This window comes from Chitinophaga sp. (genome assembly GCF_017745275.1).
Taxonomy (GTDB): Bacteria; Bacteroidota; Bacteroidia; order Chitinophagales; family Chitinophagaceae; genus Chitinophaga.
Window position 1 is genome coordinate 114,696 of the sequence record NZ_JAGHZS010000003.1, and the last position, 21,700, is coordinate 136,395.

General features: G+C 45.9%; 12 protein-coding genes. 6 read left to right on the forward strand and 6 right to left on the reverse strand.

The features are described from left to right. Positions 1–192: 192 nt before the first annotated feature. On the forward strand, positions 193–963 hold the full coding sequence (locus J7623_RS10000; RefSeq protein ID WP_291919760.1) for a hypothetical protein: 771 nt from the start codon (positions 193–195) through the stop codon (positions 961–963). A gap of 24 nt (positions 964–987) precedes the next feature. On the opposite strand, the gene J7623_RS10005 is transcribed toward J7623_RS10000, so the two are convergent. From J7623_RS10005 to J7623_RS10015, 3 genes are read right to left on the reverse strand one after another with little or no spacing between them, the layout of a single operon-like run. Then, positions 988–4,170, reverse strand: a complete 3,183-nt coding sequence (locus J7623_RS10005; RefSeq protein ID WP_291919762.1) for an error-prone DNA polymerase — start codon at positions 4,168–4,170, stop codon at positions 988–990. A 19-nt stretch (positions 4,171–4,189) separates the two neighbouring features. Beyond that, positions 4,190–5,692: a DNA polymerase Y family protein gene (locus J7623_RS10010; protein ID WP_291919764.1), complete on the reverse strand. Its 1,503-nt coding sequence runs from the start codon at positions 5,690–5,692 to the stop codon at positions 4,190–4,192. Position 5,693: 1 nt separating this feature from the next. Continuing rightward, positions 5,694–6,428: an Error-prone repair protein ImuA gene (locus J7623_RS10015; RefSeq protein WP_291919766.1), complete on the reverse strand. Its 735-nt coding sequence runs from the start codon at positions 6,426–6,428 to the stop codon at positions 5,694–5,696. Between the two features lie 218 nt (positions 6,429–6,646). Here J7623_RS10015 and J7623_RS10020 point away from each other — a divergent pair, with 218 nt between their 5' ends. The 4 genes from J7623_RS10020 to J7623_RS10035 all read left to right on the forward strand — a co-directional run bounded on the left by J7623_RS10020 (position 6,647) and on the right by J7623_RS10035 (position 12,475). Beyond that, a complete protein-coding gene (locus J7623_RS10020; protein WP_291919767.1) occupies positions 6,647–7,738 on the forward strand; it encodes a glycosyltransferase in 1,092 nt (363 codons plus the stop codon). Positions 7,739–7,878: 140 nt separating this feature from the next. Next, complete coding sequence (gene tmk, locus J7623_RS10025; RefSeq protein WP_291919769.1) at positions 7,879–8,577, forward strand: dTMP kinase; 699 nt, start codon at positions 7,879–7,881, stop codon at positions 8,575–8,577. A gap of 97 nt (positions 8,578–8,674) precedes the next feature. Then, on the forward strand, positions 8,675–11,029 hold the full coding sequence (locus tag J7623_RS10030; RefSeq protein WP_291919771.1) for a TonB-dependent receptor: 2,355 nt from the start codon (positions 8,675–8,677) through the stop codon (positions 11,027–11,029). 264 nt (positions 11,030–11,293) lie between these two features. Continuing rightward, positions 11,294–12,475 (forward strand): glycoside hydrolase family 76 protein, encoded by a 1,182-nt coding sequence (locus J7623_RS10035; RefSeq protein WP_291919773.1) that lies wholly within the window; start codon positions 11,294–11,296, stop codon positions 12,473–12,475. Positions 12,476–12,507: 32 nt separating this feature from the next. Here J7623_RS10035 and recB read toward each other — a convergent pair whose 3' ends face one another. From recB to recD, 3 genes are read right to left on the reverse strand one after another with little or no spacing between them, the layout of a single operon-like run. Next, a complete protein-coding gene (gene recB / locus J7623_RS10040; protein ID WP_291919774.1) occupies positions 12,508–15,936 on the reverse strand; it encodes an exodeoxyribonuclease V subunit beta in 3,429 nt (1,142 codons plus the stop codon). Then, positions 15,933–19,142 (reverse strand): exodeoxyribonuclease V subunit gamma, encoded by a 3,210-nt coding sequence (gene recC / locus J7623_RS10045; protein ID WP_291919776.1) that lies wholly within the window; start codon positions 19,140–19,142, stop codon positions 15,933–15,935. Before recC ends, recB begins: the two co-directional genes overlap by 4 nt. 44 nt (positions 19,143–19,186) lie before the next feature. Continuing rightward, a complete protein-coding gene (recD, locus tag J7623_RS10050; RefSeq protein WP_291919777.1) occupies positions 19,187–21,001 on the reverse strand; it encodes an exodeoxyribonuclease V subunit alpha in 1,815 nt (604 codons plus the stop codon). A gap of 107 nt (positions 21,002–21,108) precedes the next feature. Between recD and J7623_RS10055 the strand changes: the two genes are divergently transcribed. Next, positions 21,109–21,672: a hypothetical protein gene (locus tag J7623_RS10055; protein WP_291919778.1), complete on the forward strand. Its 564-nt coding sequence runs from the start codon at positions 21,109–21,111 to the stop codon at positions 21,670–21,672. The last annotated feature ends 28 nt before the right edge of the window (positions 21,673–21,700 follow it).

Consider the following 21,700-nt stretch of genomic DNA (forward strand, 5'->3'; position numbering starts at 1 on the left):
CCCTCCCCATCTTAACCTCTTTTCTTGCTAATAATTTAAGAGAGTTAATTAAACTTTGCGTAGTCATTATCGTCTATTTGCAACAACTGAAATAATCAATTATCTTTATTTCAGGCAAAAATTAACCAGCAAAGACTTAATGAACTAGTTTAGATGTAATGTAAAATTTCAGACTTTTAATTAGAAAAAACAATGAAATTCCCTATCGCCTTAATGGTGCTCGTATTTTGCAGTATGGCAGGTATTGCCCAAAAAAATGAACTGAAAATTAATGCCAGCGCCAACACTACTATTCTTCCCAATTTTCAAAACCGGATCGCTATTGCCAATGGATTTAATATACCTGATGTGATCATTGTCAATAATTCCCAAAACCCTATTTACGTGGTGGACGCGAATTCAAGCACCAAATCAAAAGTAGGATTTGTGGTAGAAGCAGAAGCAGGAAGAAAGTTAAATAATCGGTGGAAGTTATCGCTTTCGTTAGGTGTGATGCAGGTGAACTATAGTTATGATACTTATATTCCTCAATCCTTTTACAAGAATGATTTTCATTTGAAAGATATTGCGAGCGACTATGGAAATACTAAGCTGACGTACCTCACCTCCCGTCCTATCAATGTTGGCGTGACATTCAATAAATTCTCTATCCAAGGTGGAGCTATTTTAAATTATCTTGTAGGTAAAAAATATACCAATACTGTGGTGGTGTATAATAATAACGGACATGCAGCTGGAGCCTTTTTTGAAGAGAAAGGAGAACCTAAGCAATTCCTTTTGGGCGGCCACCTCAATGCCCGGTATGAAATAGTTCCTAACCTGGAAGTAATGTTAGGTGGCCAGTATTTCTTTAGTTCTCTTTATAAAAAAGAGAACACTTATCAGCCGTTGTATGATAAAAGTAAGGCCCTGCAACTGCAGCTGGGACTGAGCTATAACCTGGCGCCACTGTTCCGGAAATAGTTTTTTTCATAATAGAAAGAGAACTTATCTGAAGTTCCTGGACTCTGCAAAAATATTACCCTGCGTTACCTCTTTTTTCTGTTCCTGCTGCTGCTCTCCGGTTGTTTTATTGCCAACATGGGTGGGCAGTAGCTGTTGTAATAAGCGCGATATATTATAACATCGCTGTACCACAATATGCACTACTTCTCCTTCGCGTTGAAGCTTCCCTTCCACCATGAGTAAACGTGATTGCACAATTTCTTTCCTGAATTTGTCGAATGGTTTTCTAAAAACAACCAGGTTACTACACCCGGTTTCATCTTCAATGGTAATAAAACAAACGCCGCTGGCAGTGCCGGGGCTTTGTCGTACCAATACAAGACCGGCTACTTTTACCGGTTGACCATCCAGGATACTGTCCAGGTCTTTATTAGCAGTGATATGAAGTTGCTGCAGCTTCTCCCGTATAAAGCTCACAGGGTGAGCTTTTAAAGAAAGTGTAGTGGCGTGGTAATCATGTACTACATGTTCTGAGTCGGTCATTTCCGGCAGCTGTATATTGGCTTCGGCTACGCTGTCGGAGGGTTGCCCGGTAAACATGCCGGTGGGGCGGTCGTGGAGTGCAGATACTTCCCAAAGTGCGCGGCGGCGGTCTAATCCCATAGATCTGAAGGCATCTGCATCGGCTAGTTTCTCTAAAGTAGTTAAGGAAAGACCAGCATCCCGTAGGGCTGGAATGCTGCTGTAATGTTGGGTTCTGTCAGATAGGAATGTTTGCATATCATCTTCACGAAGGCTTTTTACCTGCCGGAAGCCCAGTCGTAACGCATGTTTTTTGTCCGTGATTTTTTCCAGTGTATTATCCCAGAAAGATAGATTCACATCTACAGGTCTTACTTCTACGCCGTGGTTGCGGGCATCAATTACGATTTGCGGAGGATGATAGAAACCCATCGGCATGCTGTTGAGTAATGCGCAGGCGAAAACATCCGGATAGTAACATTTAAGGTAGGAAGAAACATATACCAACAAGGCGAAACTTACTGCATGACTTTCCGGAAAGCCATAACTACCAAAGCCTTCCAGTTGTTTGAAAATGCGGTTGGAGAAATCTTCTCCATATCCGTTTTTTATCATACCGGATACCAGCTTTTCCCGAAGGTTGGTAATGGTACCTACTGATTTGAAGGTGGCCATGCTGCGTCGGAGTTCATCTGCTTCTGTAGGAGTAAAACCGCCAGCAACAATAGCAATTTGCATAGCTTGTTCCTGGAATAATGGAACACCCTTGGTTTTCTTTAAAATATGCTCTAGTTTATCAGGGTAAGTGACATCTTCTTCCCCATTCCTCCGCCGTAAATAAGGATGCACCATATCTCCCTGAATGGGCCCAGGCCTAACAATAGCTACTTCTATTACCAGGTCATAAAATTCTTTAGGCCGTAACCGAGGCAGCATCGACTGCTGCGCCCTGCTCTCAATCTGAAACACACCAATCGTATCTGCATGGCTCACCATTTCATACACAGCGGGATCATCTTGCGGAATGTTTGCCAGCGTGTATTCCTTGTTATAATGCGCTTTAGCAAGGTCGAATGCTTTTCGGATACAGGTGAGCATACCGAGGGCCAGTACATCAATTTTAAGAAACCCCAGCGCATCGATATCATCTTTATTCCACTCAATGTTGGTTCTGTCTTCCATACGTGCATTCAGTATAGGACATAGTTCTGATAGCTTTCCTTGCGTAATCACAAAACCGCCCGTATGTTGACCAAGCTGACGGGGGAAACCGATCATTTGGTCAGTGAGCTCCAGTACTTTGCTGAGATGTGGATCATTGGGATTCAGCCCTTGTTCGGTGATACGGTCATTGCTGAAGGTATCGCGGTAGTCTTGCTGAATAACGCCGGAGAGGCGGTTGATCATATCTACTGAAAGTCCCATAGCTTTGCCTACATCACGGATCGCGCCTTTATGGCGTTGTTGGGTAACAGTAGCTACAATAGCGGCTCTATCGCGCCCGTATTTGTTGTAGATGTATTGCATTACTTCTTCTCTCCTCTCATGTTCAAAGTCTACATCAATATCTGGGGGCTCATTACGGGCTGAAGAAATAAATCGTTCAAACAGCAGGTCAAATTTTGTTGGATCCACAGAAGTTATGCCCAGGCAGAAGCAGATGGTAGAATTAGCAGCAGAGCCACGTCCCTGGCAAAGGATATGTTGTTCCCGGGCATATCTTACAATGTCATACACCGTCAGAAAGTACGGTGCGTAGTCCATCTCATTAATAAATTTTAATTCATATTTGATATTCTTAATGATCTTTCGTGGAATTTTTTTACCATAAATTTTGTTGGCGCCTTTCCAGGCTAACATTCTCAGTTCTTGCTGCGGGGTTCGTCCTTCTGTGGTCAACTCTTCCGGGTAAATGTATTTTAGCTCATCCAGCGAAAACTGGCATGCTGCGGCAATTTCCTGTGTACGCTTAATAGCATCAGGATATTGTCGGAATAGGCGTTGCATCTCTGCCTGTGATTTCAGGTATCTTTCTGCATTTTCGTGTAGCCGGTAGCCGGCTGTGTAAATGGTGCATTTCTCCCGGATGCAGGTTAATACATCCTGTAGCTGCCGGCGTTCAGGATGATGAAAATGCACGTCGTTGGTGGCCACCAGCGGAATGTTCAGCGCTTCCGATAATTGGGAAAGACGATATAACTTTTTTGTATCATCGCCCTGGTAAGAGCGTGTGGCTGCGAGATACAGGTTATGCTTTAAAGCCTTACGGTATTCCGCGAGATCCTGTTTGAAGTCGGCGTTATAATCGAATTGCGTATTTAAGGCAGGCGGCGGCAGCACAATGAATGTAATATCCTGTGCATGTTGATATACATCTGCTTTGTATAGATGACATTGGCCTTTTTCTGCCCGTAAATTTCCGATGGTTAATAAGCCGGATAAGCGACTATAAGCAGCTTTGTTAGTAGGATAAGCCAGTAACGAAGGGCCATCCAGGAGATTCAGGCAACAGGCGGGAATCATGCGGATACCAAACTTTTTTGCCGCTACATGTGCTCGAACAATGCCTGCCAGGGTATTATGATCGGTGATGGCAATGGCAGTATGACCTAAGCTGGCGGCATGTTCTACCAGTTCTTCCGGATGGGAGGCGCCACGCAGGAAGCTAAAGTTGGTGGTAATTTGTAGTTCGGTGTAATGCATATCTCTTCTTTTTCATTCATCACGCAAAAAAGCCATGGATAAACCATCGATGGGGTTTATCCGCATCATAATGTCCTAATCTAAAAATCCAATAGCGTCTTCCTTCTTCGTCTTCTACGGTGTAATAGTCGCGATGCTCACCTGTTTCCAGCCACCATTCACGTTCTATCCTTTCCGGTCCATCTGCTTTTTTAACCCGGTGTATTTCTCCCCGATAGCGAAATAACATCGGTGGATAATCGGGTATAGGAGCAGATACTTCCACTATTTCCGGTGTAGCCAGCAGGCGAACGGGCCTGGGGCGGTCTGTTCTCCAGTGGATATCTGGCTTCTCTTCCAGGCTGGCAGCCGGTTTGATAGAACGCTCCGGCCAGTGGTGCTGATCGGGTAAATAACGTTGTATAATGCCAGGACCAATTTTGCCAGTCAACCTGTCCAGCAGTTCTGCTACAATTATGCTTTCGAGGCCGCTGTGGCTGGTCCACAGCGCTTCCTGGGCGGGTGTTATATCCTCTGTTTGGGTAGCTTCCAGTATAAATAGTTCTATCCCTAATGCCGGTTCTATAGTGGCAATTTTGTTATCGAATAATTTGAAAAGATGAGCCGGATTATGTGAGGCCCTGTTGGTGCCTATGGCTATCTGCTGGATGTTTCCATCTATGCGATAACATTTCAAAACACAGGTACGTAGCCCTTTCCCTTCCCTGGTGAGTCGCTGACAAAGTGCTGCCAGCAATTGATGCAGGGCTATTTCAATGCCGGTGGCGGTAAGAATTGGTTCCAGGCAAGGGAGTCTTTCCTGGAAAGGCTCGGGAGGCTGTAAGGGCATAATGGCTTCCTCTTCATGTCCAAGCGCCTGGTCAAGCCGATAGAGCATTTGCTGGCCAAAGCGCCGGCGGAGGGCGGACCGGGGCATCGCAATGAAGTTGTGGACCTGGTATAGCCCGAGCTTCAGCAGGCGTTCTACCACAGCGCTTTCCAGGCGCAATGCGGCGGGTGGAAGTGGCAGCAGGCAGGCCATTTGTTCGCCGGGGGGGATAATAGGAGATGTAGTGCTATATCGTGCAATGGCCCATGCTGCGCCAATGGTATCGGCCATGCCGGCGCGTACCTGATAACCGAAACTGGTAAGGCGGGAAAGGATATCTTCCAGGTAGGGCGCTTCTCCACCCCATAGATGTGCACATCCGCTGACATCAAGGATAAGGCCATCAGGCGGGTCTATGGCGGTGATGGGAGTAAAACGGATGCACCAATGCCCTAATGCCGTCAATAGTTTAACCGGTAATTCCGGGATGTCGTCCAATACCAGGAGCGACGGAAATAATGCCCTGGCATCGGCTACAGACATCTCTGCATGGATACCATGTAACTGTGCGGAGGCATTGGCTGCAGTTACTTTCATACGGCCATGATCGGGGGCTGCCAATACAAAGGGTGTATTGCGCAGGTGAGGTTGCCGGCGGGTGAACCAATCCGTCAGCAAATGACGAAACCATATGGTGACAAAGCGCCGCGACATATCAACCAATTTTGCGGATAGGTTGCTGTGGCAATACCGGTGCAACTTTCCGTACCGGCTGGAATCTGCCTGCCGACCATTCTACTTGCCATCTGCCTGGCTGGCCATGACGGATTTTCTGCAATTCAACATTCCAGCGGGGAAAGCCAACTCCCGGCATATGGTCTATTGCTTCGCTTTGGAGAGGGGTAATTTTCCACCGCGATACGCAGGTAGTGGTACCAACACTACGCGGCTGATGCCGGTGAATAAAGCCGGTTACCCTGCTTTGTTCTACTGCTAATTGCAGTCGCCTCGAGTTGGTGAAACTAAGTTCCCTTATTTCGCCGATAACAGCAGCCAGCCCTTCACATTTCAACGCTTCTTCTATCGCCCACAAGGCGTCTTTATCCCGCTGCAGGTCCACGAAAATGACCTGGTCAGGAGTAATACCAAAACTCATTAAAGCCGGTGGGAAAATAGTCCGGGAAGTACTGACCCATAAACAAATGCCGCCTCCTGCCATCAAACAACCGGTTAATCCACTGATAAAACCTGTAGTGGCAGCTGCATCTTCTGCAGCCGTACTTATAAATTCATGCACAGCGCCGGTAGGAAAAGAATGATTGGGAAATGCATTCTTTATAGGCCCAAGCCCCACATCTACGGCAGCACTGTTTAATGTTGGTTTGAGCCCTTGTAAAAGAAGGATATCTTTTTGCAACTGTGCAATGATATCTGCTTTTTTTTCGGGCATCGGTATAAAATTTAAAGCTAATTTATTTAGCAATTATACTAATTTAATTAGTATTTTACGCATATTATTTTCCCCTTTCTACTAGTGATTCAAAGACAAAACGTTAGCAGCAGTAAGGAACAGCATATCTTCACAGCCTCTCTTTTTTTCAGCAAACAATCCTGCTCTTCCATTGTTATATTAGCCGGCACTCATCGTACCATTAAAGTAACCATCCCATGAAACACCGCATTTCTTTTTGTACAGTATGTATGAACCGGACCATGCATCTGAAACAAACACTGAAACGTAATATCTCCGATAATGAGGGGTATCCTGACCTTGAGTTTGTAGTGCTTGATTATGGCTCCAAAGACGATTTACACGACTGGATACACACCGAATTACAGCATGAAATCAATACCGGGCGAGTAGTGTATTTCGCCACCAAAGACCCACAGTTTTTCCACATGAGCCATTCCAAGAATATGGCTTTCAGACTGGCAACCGGCGATATCCTGTGCGGCATAGACGCTGATAATTATACCGGTCCCGGGTTTGCCGCATATGTAAATGACATGTTCAACCAGGATCCGGATATCTATCTGCTGCCACCCCGTATTGGTGCCAACAAAAAATGGTGGGATGTGCAGGGAAGGATATGCGTAAAACAAACCGATTTCTACGCCTTGCGCGGATATGATGAAAAAGTAAAAGATTACGGCTATGAAGATAAGGACTTCAAATGCAGGCTGGAGGCCTACGGACGAAAAGGGGTGACCATTAAAGATCCTGCGTTTTTACAAGCAATCACGCATACCGACACCATGAGAATGGCAGATGGATTTTCCACGAAGAAAACAAAGGAAGTACTTGTTTCGGCCACAACAGATGAGTTAACAGCTATTATTTACCTGGAAGAAAATAATGCCTTTGAAATTTTTTATGTTCCCGGGGAAACACTTGTAAGCGGAAAACTAACCGATTGTGTACTTCATCCGAAAAAAAGATTTACAGGCATTTATAAACAGGATAGCCAGGAACTTCACCTGTATAAAGAAAATGGTAGCCTGTTTCAGACATTGACTTATAAAAATAATAACCACCTGTTGGGAAATGATGGCGAAACATTTAATCGCATCAGCTCTGATCTGCTGCGGGAAAACTTCCTGCTGAAAAGAGCGATTTATGTAGGAAAGAAAATCTTCTATAATAATAAAATCAAAGGCGGAGTGATGAATGAAGATGGCTTCGGACAAGGAACAGTTTACCGGAATTTCTCCGATATCGCTATCCACCTGGGCGATGCCATTACCGCCGACCGGATTTGAATTTAGCAAAACTTTGTTACCTTCGTGCCTGAAAGTCCGCCGTAATGCGGACTTTCCCCGTTTAATACCCGGTACATATCCGGAAAATCAAAAGCACAGGAGATTTTTATTAATTTCCCGTTTTTAACAGCCAGATTACAATGATAGCAAGCAACAAATTTATAGCGGTAGAAGGTTTGGATGGTGCAGGAAAATCTACACAGATTGAACTGCTGACTCAATACCTGGCATCTAAAAATGAGAAAACCAAATTCGTGCATTTCCCCCGCAGTAATGAGGGCGTTTTTGGAGAACTGATTGCCAAATTTCTCCGTGGTGAATTCGGTGACGTGAAGAATGTGCATCCACAACTGGTTGCCCTGTTATTTGCAGAAGACAGGAAAGCATTTGCGGCTACCATCAATGAATGGCTTCGTGATGGCTATTTTGTGCTGGTAGACCGTTACGTACTTTCCAACATCGCATTCCAATGCGCCAAACTACACAGTGAGGCGGAAAAAGCATACCTGCGTAACTGGATCAACGATTTTGAATATCAATACAACCAGATACCCAAACCTCAGTTTTCTATCTACCTCGATGTACCGTTTTCTTTTGTTTCTGCTGCGCTGGAAAAAAGACGCGCTAATGAAAACCGGGAATACCTCCAGGGAAAAGATGATATCCACGAAAAAGATACTTCCCTGCAACAAGCAGTAAAGAAAGAGTATGAAGCCATGTTGCTGGCTGATGACAGCATTAGCCGGATTGTTTGTGCAGATGAAGCACAGGGAATGCGCTCTATTGCAGACATCCACTCAGAAATTGTGCAGCTGGTGAATAGCCGCCTGCAATTATAATTGCACGAAATTCCGCTTTCGATCAATCTATTTCCCTTTTGCGTAATATAGAGATAGCGTATGACTGCTAGTTTTGCAGCTCAATTTATCAACCTATATGCGCAATATATTTTTGCTAATTCCTGTTTTGATAGGAATTACCTTCCCGGCCAGTGCACAGCACGCTGTTTTAAAAGGAACCGTGAAAACTGAAACAGGTGACCAGCTGGCATTTGCAAATATCAGTATCCCCGGCTCGAAAATGGGTGTGGTAGCCGATAAAACCGGGGCATTTATGCTCACCCTGACCCAAGCCGGAACCTATAAAATTAAAGTTACCAGCGTAGGATATAAAGGCGTTGAACAAAGCATTACCCTTCTCCCTAATGATACTACCCGTCAGGAAATCACGTTGTCATCCAATGGCGACCTGCAGGAGTTTGTAGTATCTGCAAGCCGCAAGCAGGAAACACTGGATGAGGTGCCCTCTTCCATCACCATTATAGGCGCTAAAGACTTATCTATTCAGAAAGGAATCAGCAATAATATCTCAGACATCCTGGCAAACTCGGTACCAGGGCTCGGATTCAGTAGTAATACTACCGGCAACTCCGGGCAAACACTCAGGGGACGGGAAATATTAGTGATGATTGATGGCATTCCTCAATCTACTCCTTTGAGAAATGGAGGACGCGATATACGCAGTATAGATCCTTCTGCTATTGAAAGAGTAGAAGTAATAAAAGGCGCTACCGCTATTTATGGTAACGGCGCCGACGGAGGATTGATCAATTATATTACAAAGAAAGCCAGTCCTGGCCAGTCTTTAAGCGGACAAACCACTATTGGAGCTAATACCCAGTTGAAGAATGCACAACATACTGCCGGCTGGCAGGCAGGTCAACTGCTGTCAGGATCTTATAAAAAGCTGGACTACGTAGTATCCGGTCATTATGAGCAAACAGGTGTATATAAGGATGCCCGGGGCGTAGTGCTTTCTCCCGACTATGGCTTAGGGGAAACACAACTGTGGAATGCCTATGCCAAAATAGGTTATACCATCAACCAGCTTAACCGCTTAGATGTGATGTATAACTTTTTCGGTAGCCAGCAACGGAGTGATTATATTCTGAAGAAAGGCCACTACCGCGATACCGCTGCTACCGGGATTTTAGGTACACGCCCTGGTAGTCCTGAAGGCACTCCCTATAATCATAACGTAAATGTTCATTACGGCAGTCAGCAAATAATCGGAAACACCGACCTCGATATCAATGTATATTATCAGAAATTTTATACCGTTTTTTCCTGGGGAGATTCCTTTAAAGATGGAGGACAGTCAACCATCTCTTCTGATAAAAAAGGAGTACGCATCAATTTGTCTTCCCCCTTCCAGGCGGGTAAACATATTACCGGCGACCTGGTATATGGGTTAGATGTACTGAATGATAAAACAGCGCAAAGACTTACAGATGGCAGAGTTTGGGTACCTGAGATGAGCATGCGCAACCTGGCGCCTTATACACAGTTAAAAACCACTTTCCTGCAACACCTGGTATTGAAAGCAGGTGCACGATATGAAAATATCAATATCGATGTACCTGATTACACTACCATCATTTCTTTGAACACCAAAACAGGTCAATACTCAGAAGGAGGTAAAAGTGTAAAAGGAGGAGCCATTAGTTATAGTGCGCTGGTGTTTAATGCAGGGTTGCGGTACAATGAACTGAAATATTTCAAACCGTTTATTAGCTACTCCCAAAGCTTTTCTGTGAATGAACTGGGGCGCACTTTACGTACCGCCAGTGAAAGCACTGTTTCCCTGTTGAAAACAAAAGCTATTATTGCCAATAATTACGAAGCCGGGTTTAACAGTGCTATAGGGCCTGTAGCATTAGAAGGTAGCTATTATATCAGCACCTCAAAGCTAGGCGCTAACTACACAGTGGTAGAAGGGCGCTTTGAAATAGCACGGGAGCCTATCAAAATTCATGGTTTTGAACTGGCAGCGGACGTACGTATCCTGGAAAATGTAAGTGCAGGCGCTTCTTATGCTTATATCGAAGGGAAAATAGATGCTAACAAAAATGGGAAGTATAACGATAAAGAAGATGCCTATATCCTGGGTGATAAAATTGCACCACCGAAGTTAACGGCGTACATCCGCTACCAGCCAATAAAACAATGGAACCTGCGTATTCAGATGTTACAGGCAGGCGCACGTGACCGCTTTGCTCCGGATGCAGCTACCGGCTTATATACCTACGGGAAAGGCCCGGTGCAGCAGTTTACCTTGTTTAGTTTATTTTCTGATTTTAATATTGATGGCCATAGTAGCGTCCAGGTGGGAGTAGATAATTTATTTAATAAAGACTATTACACCGTTGCGTCCCAGTGGAATGCAAGAAATGAGAATTTTATTAAAGGCTCCGGCACCCGCATTAATATTAACTACAGTTACAAGTTCTAAGCATATACACCTGCTACTCCTGCAAAAGGAGTAGCAGAGCTTTCTCCCCAAAAATATTTTCTTTGTTTGTAGGGAATTCAGCTTTATATACCTGTCCTCCGGGTATAGGATATCCGTGTAAACCCGGTTCCACTGTTATATGCCCGCATGGCCTGCACAACCAACACGCCATGGTGGCTACTAGTTAATCAATGGCTTTATCTGAAGACTGGCACTGACATTATTCCACGAAACACTATTCTTTATTCCACAAAATTGAAAAACATGAAAACTCCTTCGTGCGCAAAAGCGCTTTCTCCCATCAATGCTATGGTAACCCTGTTGCTGGTACTGCTCATGGCAGGATGCCAGAAAAAAGAAATGGTAGCCAGTAACAATGCTGCGTCTGCAGAAACAAAAACAAAGATGGTGACCATCAATTCTGTACAGCCGGTGAAGTCGGAAGCATTGCTGGCCATGCAATGCTATAATAACGCGTTCTACCATCAGTACGGTACTTATGGTCCTTCTTTTAAAGCGTACTATTATTCCGACGTTACCCAATCAGGCCGGATGGATTTCTGGCGCCAGGCAGAAGCCATTGAAACATTAATAGATGCCTATAACATCAACAACGATGCTGACCTGAAAAACAAGATGGTATACCTGTACAATGGTATGAGAGATGCTTACGGGTTGCTATGGTCATCCAACATTTATAATGATGATGTGATATGGGGCGCGCTGATGTGTATCCGTGCTTTCCAGATCACTAATGACGGTGGCATGAAAGATATGGCTAAAAATAATTTTGACATGGTATGGGCCCGCGCCTGGGACACTAACCTCGGAGGAGGGCTGTGGTGGACCACCGCCAACAATACCAAGAATGCCTGTGTAAACGCACCGGCAGCCATCTGCGCCATGTACCTCTACCAGGCCACCGGCGATATCAGTTACCAAACCAAAGCCAAACAAATCATCGACTGGATGGTCACTAAGCTATATACCTCCGGCACCGGTGAGGTGAAGGGAGCTATAAATGCCGCAGGCACCATTACAGAAGGCGCGCGCACCTATACGCAGGGTACATTTATTGGCGCCTGCAGTATGCTGCACAATGCCTACCCTTCCGGTGGCTACAAAGCCATGGGAGCTAAAGCGATGGACTATACGAAAAATAGCATGTGTAATGCACAGGGATTGTTGCCTGATGAATATGATAATGACGACTGCCAGGGCTTTAAGGCCATATTCGCCCGCTGGGCCTGTAAGTTTGTGCATGATCAAAGTTATCAAAGCACCTACGCTGCCTGGCTCAATTACAATGCTGCCGAAGCCTGGAATTACAGGAACTCCAACGGCCTGATGTGGGGCCAATGGTGGCACAGAACACCAGATAACTATGTGAACTCCTTTGAAACCACATGCGGCATCGCTATGATGAATGGGGTTTGGCTCTTCTAGTGGTTCGCACCAAAGCTGTTAGCAGTTAGTCACTAACTGTTAATAGCTTTGGTGAGTAAAGATTCCAGTAATTGTATTTTTCTGAGAGAAGGTTTTGCTGTAAAAATCCCCTGGCCACTGGTGCTTCTTACCCCGCGAACAAAACAATAAATCACTCCACCAAATTGCTTTTCATAATTGAAGCCCGGGATGCGGGTTTCGAGATATTTTTTTACAGCTACCGTATATATGAAATATTGCAGGTGGTAGTTGTTTTCATTCATGGCTGCTGCCAGTCCTTCTTTATCGTAGTCGGCTACACTGTTGCCCAGGTAGTTCGATTTCCAGTCCAGGATATAGTATTTCCCCTGGTATTCGAAGAATAGGTCAATTTTCCCATTCATAATCCCTTCCAGCTCCTGGCTGCTGTATTCAGAGAAACGTTTTACGCTCACGCTTACTTCCTCATCAGAAAGATTATTGAGCAGGTTAGATTGAAACACGGGTACCGGGAAATCAAATTCAAATTCTGCCAGCCGTTGGTGACGCCCTACAGAGGCCAGTTGGAAGCTGTTCCCGGCAATGTGAATAGTGGTATACATGACCTGTTGCAACATTTCGTGTAGCCGTTCCAGGTATACTTCACGCTGTCCCGGTACGAAGCGGCGGATGGCTTCTTCGATCCAATGTTCCCATTTGCTGTTATCAGAAAAGTTGATGCTTTCAAAAATGAAATGCAGCAGGTTACCTGTTTTTGCGCCACGACGCAACGTGTTAAAAACGAAGTTGTCGTAAGGGTCTGTTTGCTGGAAGGAGCGCACCCGTGGCCGGTGCTCTGCTTTGGCAGCCAGCATGGTATAGCTCATCTTGCGCCAGTTTTGTTCCAGCAACTGGAATTTTACAGGAGGCCGGTTTACCGCCAGTTGTCCTTTCAGGGTTTGTTGGCGGTAGGTTTGTTCCGTTTCAGGAGGAACGCTGCCTTGTAATTGTATCAGCGAAGGATCAGGGTTGGCTATTGCCAGAGCTTTCAGGAAAAAGGCCAGCGACGAGTCCTTAAACCGGGTGTAGTTATTTCTGAACAGGTAACATTTGTATACTGCCCGGGTGATCGCCACATAAATTAAGCGGCGGTTTTCCTGCTCTTGTTGTTGCTGGTAGGCCGTTAGTTGATCTTCTGAGAGACGGGAACGCTGGGAACTCAGGTAATCTCCGCTTACCTGGTCGCGGAAGCTGATCAGGTCAATGTGCTGTGATTCCACGAAGTCCAGGAAAGGCGCCATCACAATTTTATATTCCAGCCCTTTGCTTTTATGGATGGTCACAATATTCACCGCCTCTTCATCGCTTTCCACGCGTTGGGCAAACTCGTCGCCATCGGTGGTCATACCGTCGATGCCGCGTTTCAGCCAGGAAATAAGATCGCGCATAGACAGGTTCTTGCGGCTCTGCACCTGGTGTACCAGCTCTGAAAGTTGGTATAGGTTGGTGATAATACGCTCGCCATTTTCGGTATGTCCATCCAGCAAAGTATGGCGCACATTGAAATCCGTAATGAATTCCATGAGTGCGGTGTAAGCGCCGTCACGTTGCCAGAGGTTACGGTATTTACCGAAGAGGTCCAGCATGGTTTCATCATCCAGCTTTAAAATAGTGCTGGTGTTGTAGCCGGTGAAAGATCCAAGCAATGCCCGGTTAATAGAGGATCTATCCGGCGTTTCCATGGCCTCCAGGAGATGAAGCAGCTGTTGTGCTTCTCCCGATCTTAATACCCTGGCCTCATCAATGGTTACCGCAGGTATGCCCAGTTTGGCGAGGGCGTGTTTAATATCTTTTCCTTCCTGACCGGTGCGCACCAGGATACCAATGTCTGAAGGCGTGATGTTGCGCGATCCTTTTTCATTTTCAATCCGGTAGTCTTTATCCAGTAAAAGCTGCGCTATTTGCGCGGCTACGGCTTCGCAGATGGTTTCTTTTTTGTCGCAGGGAATTACTTCAATCGGCACTTCTTTGCGACTTCCTTTGAACAGGTATCCTTTGGTATTGTTATCCGGGCTGTTCACCGGGATATAGTCAATGCTATCGTTTTGCCCGCCGAAATCGAAGGTGTCGAACCCGGGGGTGGGTTGAAAGAAGATGTTCATCGCCCGGATCAGGTTTTCGGCAGAGCGGAAATTCTGATTCATATCATACACGTGTTGTACAATATTGCGGGCATTGAAATAGGTGAAGATATCTGCTTTACGCCACGCGTAAATACTTTGTTTAGGGTCGCCAATGTAGAACAGCGTGGTGTTTTGACCGAAAGCTTTATCAAATATTTCAAACTGCTCGCGGTCCGTGTCCTGGAACTCATCCACAAAAACAGCCTTGTACTTATTTTGTAAGTTGGCGATGAGCTCCGGATTTTCATTTTTTACCAATGCAGTATGCAGGTTGTTGATAAGATCGTCATAACCCATCATATTGCTGCGTTCCTTGAAGAGGCGCACCTGCTCCCCTACTTCCCGGATGGCGGTATAAAAGATTTCCCGCCGTATTTGTTGTTGATAGTCGGCCAGCTGTTGGCGGAGTTCTTCTACCTTGTCCAGTTCCTCCAGGATATCAGCAAAAACAGTTTCAATATATTTTGCGTCTTTTCTTTTAGCCAGGATCCTTTTAACCAGTAGCTCCGGCTGTTTCACTAATTCCGGCCATTCTTTTTTGGTATACCGGTTAGCTTCACAGGCGGCGACAATGTTGGTGGCGTTGGCGGTAATGCCTTCGTAAAGCGCTTCTATGGCCGTTTGTATGTTGGCATGCTGCCGGTCTGTTTCCTGGATCCATTGCTGTTGCTGTGCTTCAGAGATGGTTTCCGGAACATCATCGTGATACCCGATATATTTTTTCCCACTGAGATGTTCCTGTATCACCTTTTGCAGGTCGGTTTTCATCTTTTCCTCCCAGATACTTTCCAGTAAATTGGTGTGGAGGGTGGTAATATTTCTGCGCCAGAATTTATTCAGTTCATTTTCTACTACCGGCGTGAGGTCTGGTACCATTTGCGCGCCAAACAGCTGGTTGGTTTCAAATGCGTATTCATTCAGTGTTTGCTGGCAGAAGCCATGTATGGTGAGTACAGAAGTTTCATCCAGCAGCAGGATGGCATCGCGCAGTAACTGTTGTACCGGCTGTGGATTTTCCGGATCAATCACTTCCAGTACCAGGTCAAGAATCTTTTCATCAGGAATATCTTTACCCATGCTGGCCTTGTATGCCTGGCGGATAAAGAGCCTGATTCTTTCTTCCAGTTCAGCTACCGCTGCCCGGGTAAAGGTGACCATCAATATTTCTTTGATAGATAGCTTTTGCTCCAGGATAAGCCGCAGCACGAGGATAGCGATGGAATAGGTTTTCCCTGTTCCGGCGCTGGCCTCAATCAGGTTGCTGCCCTCCAGTGGTACCGTAACGGCATCAAACTTTTTATATATAATGCTATCGATCATTTCTCTTTGTCTGGTTTTTCAAAATACGCCGGCAATAGTGTTGTCAGCGGCGTTATCAGCAGGTCATAGATATCAAGGAAACTGGTCAGCGCTTCTTCTCTGTCAAAAAATCCCTGTTCATATACCTGCACGATATAAGGGTCCGGCGATTCCTGCCGGTCAATTAACCCGGTAATTTTACTTTTGAATTTCTTCAGATCCATTGTGAGTATATCTTTGGCAGATATTTCCAGGTCCGGATAAAAAGAAATGATATGGGTGAACCCTGTTTTATATACTTTAATAATTTCCGTCAGGCGCCGTGCTGCTTCTTCCTGCGTCAATGCCAGGGCCTGGAAAGCGTCTTCTTTTTTAGTACCGGAAATAAAGCAGAGATGTGTGACTACACCGGCAGCTCTGCCCGCGAGATAGCGGAGATAAGCTTCCACCAGGTATTTGCTTTCTTTCTTTGACCAGGATACCTGTAACAGGGTGTGGTCAAAGGTTCTGATATATCCTTTTAAGATGCTGTTGTCGATAGTGATTTCAACCGGCAATCTTTTTTCCGTGGTTCCCTGTGTACAGGCTTCGTATAAATTACGTACGGGCACTACCTGGTCTTCCAGCCGATGAATGGCTACTGCCGCCATGTTGCGGAGAGGGAGTCGTCCTTTCTTTACCATGGTGGTTTGCAGCGTTTGCTGGGCGGCAGGAGCAACGGGCAGTAATTCATTTTTAACGGACCATTGCTGCAGCTTATTCAGATCAAAGATTTCTGTTTCGCTGAGTAGCAGTTGGCTGTCGTTGTAACGAATGCCTAATACTTTATTGTAGTACGACCGGAACGGATTTTTGAAGAAGCTGATTAACTCTTCTAAAGTAATTTCTTCAAAAGTGAGTGGTGTCGTGACTTTATTTTCATTGAGAAACGAGCTGGTAGCGGCTTCTTTGGTACTTAGGTAAGAAAAAAGTCGTTCGTCGGTACCGGCGTATTTCCTGCTAAAACTTTGCAGGGGTTGTAAGGTTACCAATTCATTACGGATTTTCTCCGGCTGGATGGTACCGGCTTCTATATAGTCTATCAGCTCGTCTACGAGTGCCGATGGAGGCAGGTCGGCGTTGTCTTTGGCGTTTTTGCCGAGATAGCTGATGTATAAATATTCCCTGGCAGAAAGTAAAGTTTCCAGGAACAAGTGTTTATCATTCTCTTTTACATTACGATCCCCTTTCTGCCGGTTTTCTTCCATGATATTAAAGCTGGATTTATTTTCCCGGCGGGGAAATTTGTCGTAATTCAGTCCCATGAGGGCTACTACCTTAAAGGGAATACTACGCATAGGAATGAGTGAGCAGAAGGTAATGCCTCCGTTTACAAACAATCCCGCGCGGGTGCTACCGGTGAGGGTATCGAGGAAGCTGTGGCTAAATACTTCAAACGTTACCTTTTCACTCATGAATTCGTTGAGTGCGTTATAGGCGGTGAGTTGTTTTACCAGGGTATTATAATCTTCATCGATATCTTCCACGGGTTCAAACACCATGTTGTGCAGTATCCTTTCTGTATAGGCTACCCACTCTACAATGGTGCGGGGCCGGCGCCGGTCCATAATTGACGACATCAGCACTTCCGCAAAATGGCAGAACCGGATCACATCATGTGCATCGCTGCCTTCGGTGATATCGAGTGGGAAGAAGCTGTCTTCCCCGTTACCATATTCCTCTTCCCCGCTCATACAGATGCCGTACATAATCCGTTGAATCCCGTATTGCCAGCTAACAAAGTGGGTTTCATCCTTTTTCTGGCCGTTGATGCCGAAGCGGATATTAGCCGCTTCTATAATGCGACGGATGAGTACCGGGTCCAGCAGGTTGAACCGTTTACGGATATACGAAAAGTCGAGTAGCTGCATCACTGCCTCTGCCTTGAAATTCTCTTCGTTCATGGTGAGAATGGCGTGCAGGGCATTGAAGAGGTTGTCGTTATCAGTATAGCTTTCATCGGCAATGGTGTACCGGAAAGGATATGGCGCATTGTTGAATACAGCTTTGATGTAGGGTGCGTAGGCATCAATATCGCTTACCATTACCACAATGTCCCGGGGAGATAGTTGTTCCTTGCGTTCCGCCACCAGGTGTACGAGGTAGTTGTAGAGTACTTCTACTTCCCTGGCAGGAGTATAGCAGGCGTTGATGGTAATAGAGCCATCTTTAATATCTTTTTGGGAGACAGGTTCGCGGTCTGCTGTGGTGGCTGCGATAAAGATGTCGTGCTGTATTTTATGCAGCAGGGTATCGGTGTTGGGTTCTACGGTGTCAATTTCTTCGTATGCATTGATGAATTTATCATAGGCGAAGAAGAGGCTGAAGGAGTCTTGAATCACCCTTCCCCAGCCGGTTAGCAGGGCGTTGCCGGCTTTGGGGTTCTCCAGTTCTTTGAGGCCTTTTTGTCGCCAGCGGGCCAATTGTTTTTCGTTGCGGTCGTCAAACCAAAATACTACCGGCGATGGATTGATAATATGAAAATGTACATCTATGAAGCTGGACAGCTCATGCAGAATTTTCACGTGGTACGCGGTGATGATGGATAAGCCGAACAGGTGAACAACCGGCATACGGGAAGTAAGGCCGGCTTTATTGGTGCTGGTATTGCGCAGGGCGTCGAGGATAAAGTTACCTACGATTGTTTTATCCGGGAGGGCGCCGCCAGACAGTTGTTTAACTTTTACCCACAGCCAGTGCTGCCAGCCTGCGCTGACCAGGTCAGGCATATAGGTATTAGTCCAAGCCTGAATCATTTCCGGGCGGTATACCTGGTATTGGTCGAATAAGTCGGCCACTTTTTCCGCGAGTGCCATACGTTTCAGGTCACTTTCGGCATGATGGTCGGCGTAGTAGGCGGCTACTTTAGGAAATTTGGCCATGAACTCTTCCTGCCCGAGCAGCTTAAATACCAGCCAGGAGAGGTTTTGCGGAGAGAGTACTTCTGAGAAGGGCCCTCCCAGCAGTACATACAGTTGGTATAGCAGGTCGTTGGGCTTCAGGAAGCGGCAGTTGGCCGCAATGCCCAAACGGTCTGCCAACTGGAGCTTCAGCCAGTTGTTCATACCTTCTGTTTGTGTGATAATATAGTGAGGCTGGAACACGCTGTTGCCTGCATCCTGGAGGTCTTTTGCCAACCCGGATGATAAGCTATTGAGTGAGTTCGAGACTTTTAAAAACAATGCCATTGATAACTCCTTTGTTTACACTCCGCCCTTCCCGAAGCATGTTATTAATTCGCATGCGCGTCTACTTCTCTGAACCTGGAGGCGATACCGGAAGCTCTTTCTACAAAGCGTTCTGCCGCCATAAGGATTACTTCCGGTGTTCCCTGAACATACACTTTTTGTTTGGCACGGCTCACCGCGGTATATAGCAGTTCGCGTGTAAGAATCGGTACATCTGTAGTATCCGGCAAAAGTACCAGTACTTCTCCGAATTCGGAACCCTGGCTTTTGTGGATGGTCATGGCAAAAGCTGTTTCTGCCTGGGTCAGATAGCCGGGTAATACAGCTTTCAGTGCGCCGGTGCTATCTTCAAACCAGGCCATCAACACGCCATTTTCATCTTTCCTGATAATACCCGTATCTCCATTAAACAAACCATGTTCATAATAGTTACGGGTAAGTATTACCGGGCGGTTTTGATAAAATTCTGTGTTGGCCTGAATCAGCCGTTTGTCGTGTAAATATTTTTCGATTTGCTTGTTAACGGTATATAATCCCTGTGGTCCTTCTCTCACGGCGGTGAGTACACGTTGTGCATTCAGCAGCTTCAGCGCTTTGGTAATATCCTGTTCTGCTATAAACGTTTCATAGCCGGCGATGAAGTTGTCGAATAGTTTTGAAGAGATGGTTGGGTCAATGACAACCTGTTCATCTGCCGAAGGCGGAAAAAAACTTTGGATCACCGGTACATTATTGGCAATGATAGCCTTACTGAATTTACCAATGCCGGTATTACCGGTAAAACGATGACTGCGCCTCAGTTCCACCAGGTGTTGAAATAATGGGTGCTGGCTGTTGGCCTCATGAGCAGCGGGCACCTGGCTGTTGGTGTCCGTAATAAAACTATTGATGAACTGCCGGCGGGCCGGTGTAAAAAGATTTAACTGTTCCTGGGCCTGGCAGAGATCTCCAAACAAACTACCGGCTTCCACGGAGGCGAGCTGGTCTTTGTCGCCCAGTAAAATAAGCCGTGTTTGCGGATGGATGGCCTGCATCAGCTTCGCAAACAAGGCCACGTCTATCATGGAGCACTCATCCACAATTACTACATCATAATTCAACGGGTTCTCGCGGTTGTGTCTGAAGTAGGGAGTGCCGCTGACTGGTTTCAGCAACCGGTGGATAGTGGCGGGTTGCAGGGCCCGGAATTTTTCGGTGATATTGGCATCAACTGCAATAGTAGTATTGCGTAAGCTCTCGGCCATACGGGCGGCGGCTTTCCCGGTAGGTGCAGCCAGCGCTACTTTCAGCGCCGGATCTGTAGCAAACAGGATCGCCAGGATTTTGGCCACGGTAGTGGTTTTACCTGTACCTGGTCCGCCGGTGATGATAGTGAAATTATTGAGTACGCCGGTAACGGCAGCGGCTAGCTGCCAGTCGGCAGGATCGTTATCGTCAGTTGTTGTGGTAGCGGCAAATAGTTGGCTGATCAGCGTTTGCTGACTTTGCAACAACTGCATTCTTTCTGGCAGCACCGCCTGTTCTGTTACCAGGAATTGTTTGATCCGCTGAAGAAATTCCGTTTCATACCGGAAATAGCGTTGCAGGTACAGCCGGTTCTGATAAATCACAAAGGGTTGTTTATCGTTGCCGTGGAGGCCTACTAACGGCAGGCTTTCCAGGATGCTGTTGTTGGTATCTATTTTTTGGTAAGATTCCGGCAAATTTATTTGCTCTTCTTTTATTTTATCGAGATGCAGACAGATATGTCCTTCGCTTCCTTTTTTTGATAACAGATAAGCATACGGTTTTAGCGCCGGTATATCAAAATACTCGGCAAATTGTTGATGTACATCGTTCAGCGTGGGTATGTTTCGCATTCTTTATCCGGACACTTGAAAAGATTAAAGTACGACTTTTTCCGCATCGTTTGGAGGTCTGCAGTATTTCAGTATATTGTTGTTAATCTATAACCTATATACTGTATATGACATCAAAAAAATGGCGCCTCCTGGTTGCTTTTTTGTTAGGAACTTTTTTACATGTGAATGCCCAACAAAATTTAGAAAGAAAGCCGAGCCAACTGAGAGCAAATATTTCCCTTCTTGGATTAGGTGCAAATTACGAATTGCGACTGGCAAAATTTACTACGCTTAACCTGGACGCAGAACTTGGAATGGGACTAAGTTATTCCAGTGGTATGTATACGGGATCACATTGGGGATATGCGCTAGTACCGGATTTTTCTGCAGGGGTAAGGCAATATTATAATATTGCCCGTCGTGAAAGGAAGGGAAAGCGGATAGACAATAACGCCGGCAGCTTTTTTACCTTGCGGGGTGGTTACATAACCAGCCCTATTGCCAGCAACGAGTATTATACGGAAGGAGGCTATGCTTACTTTGTACCTGCCTGGGGCATGCAACGCAGCTGGGGTAAACACTTTAGTTTTGAAGCCCAGTTTGGTATCAGGTTTAGCCCGGTAGAATACAGCGATGGCGCTATTAACGCACTGGATGCACGTTTAAAGGTAGGGTACGTGATTTTTTAATGTCGTACCTTCGTTATCTAAACGGAGT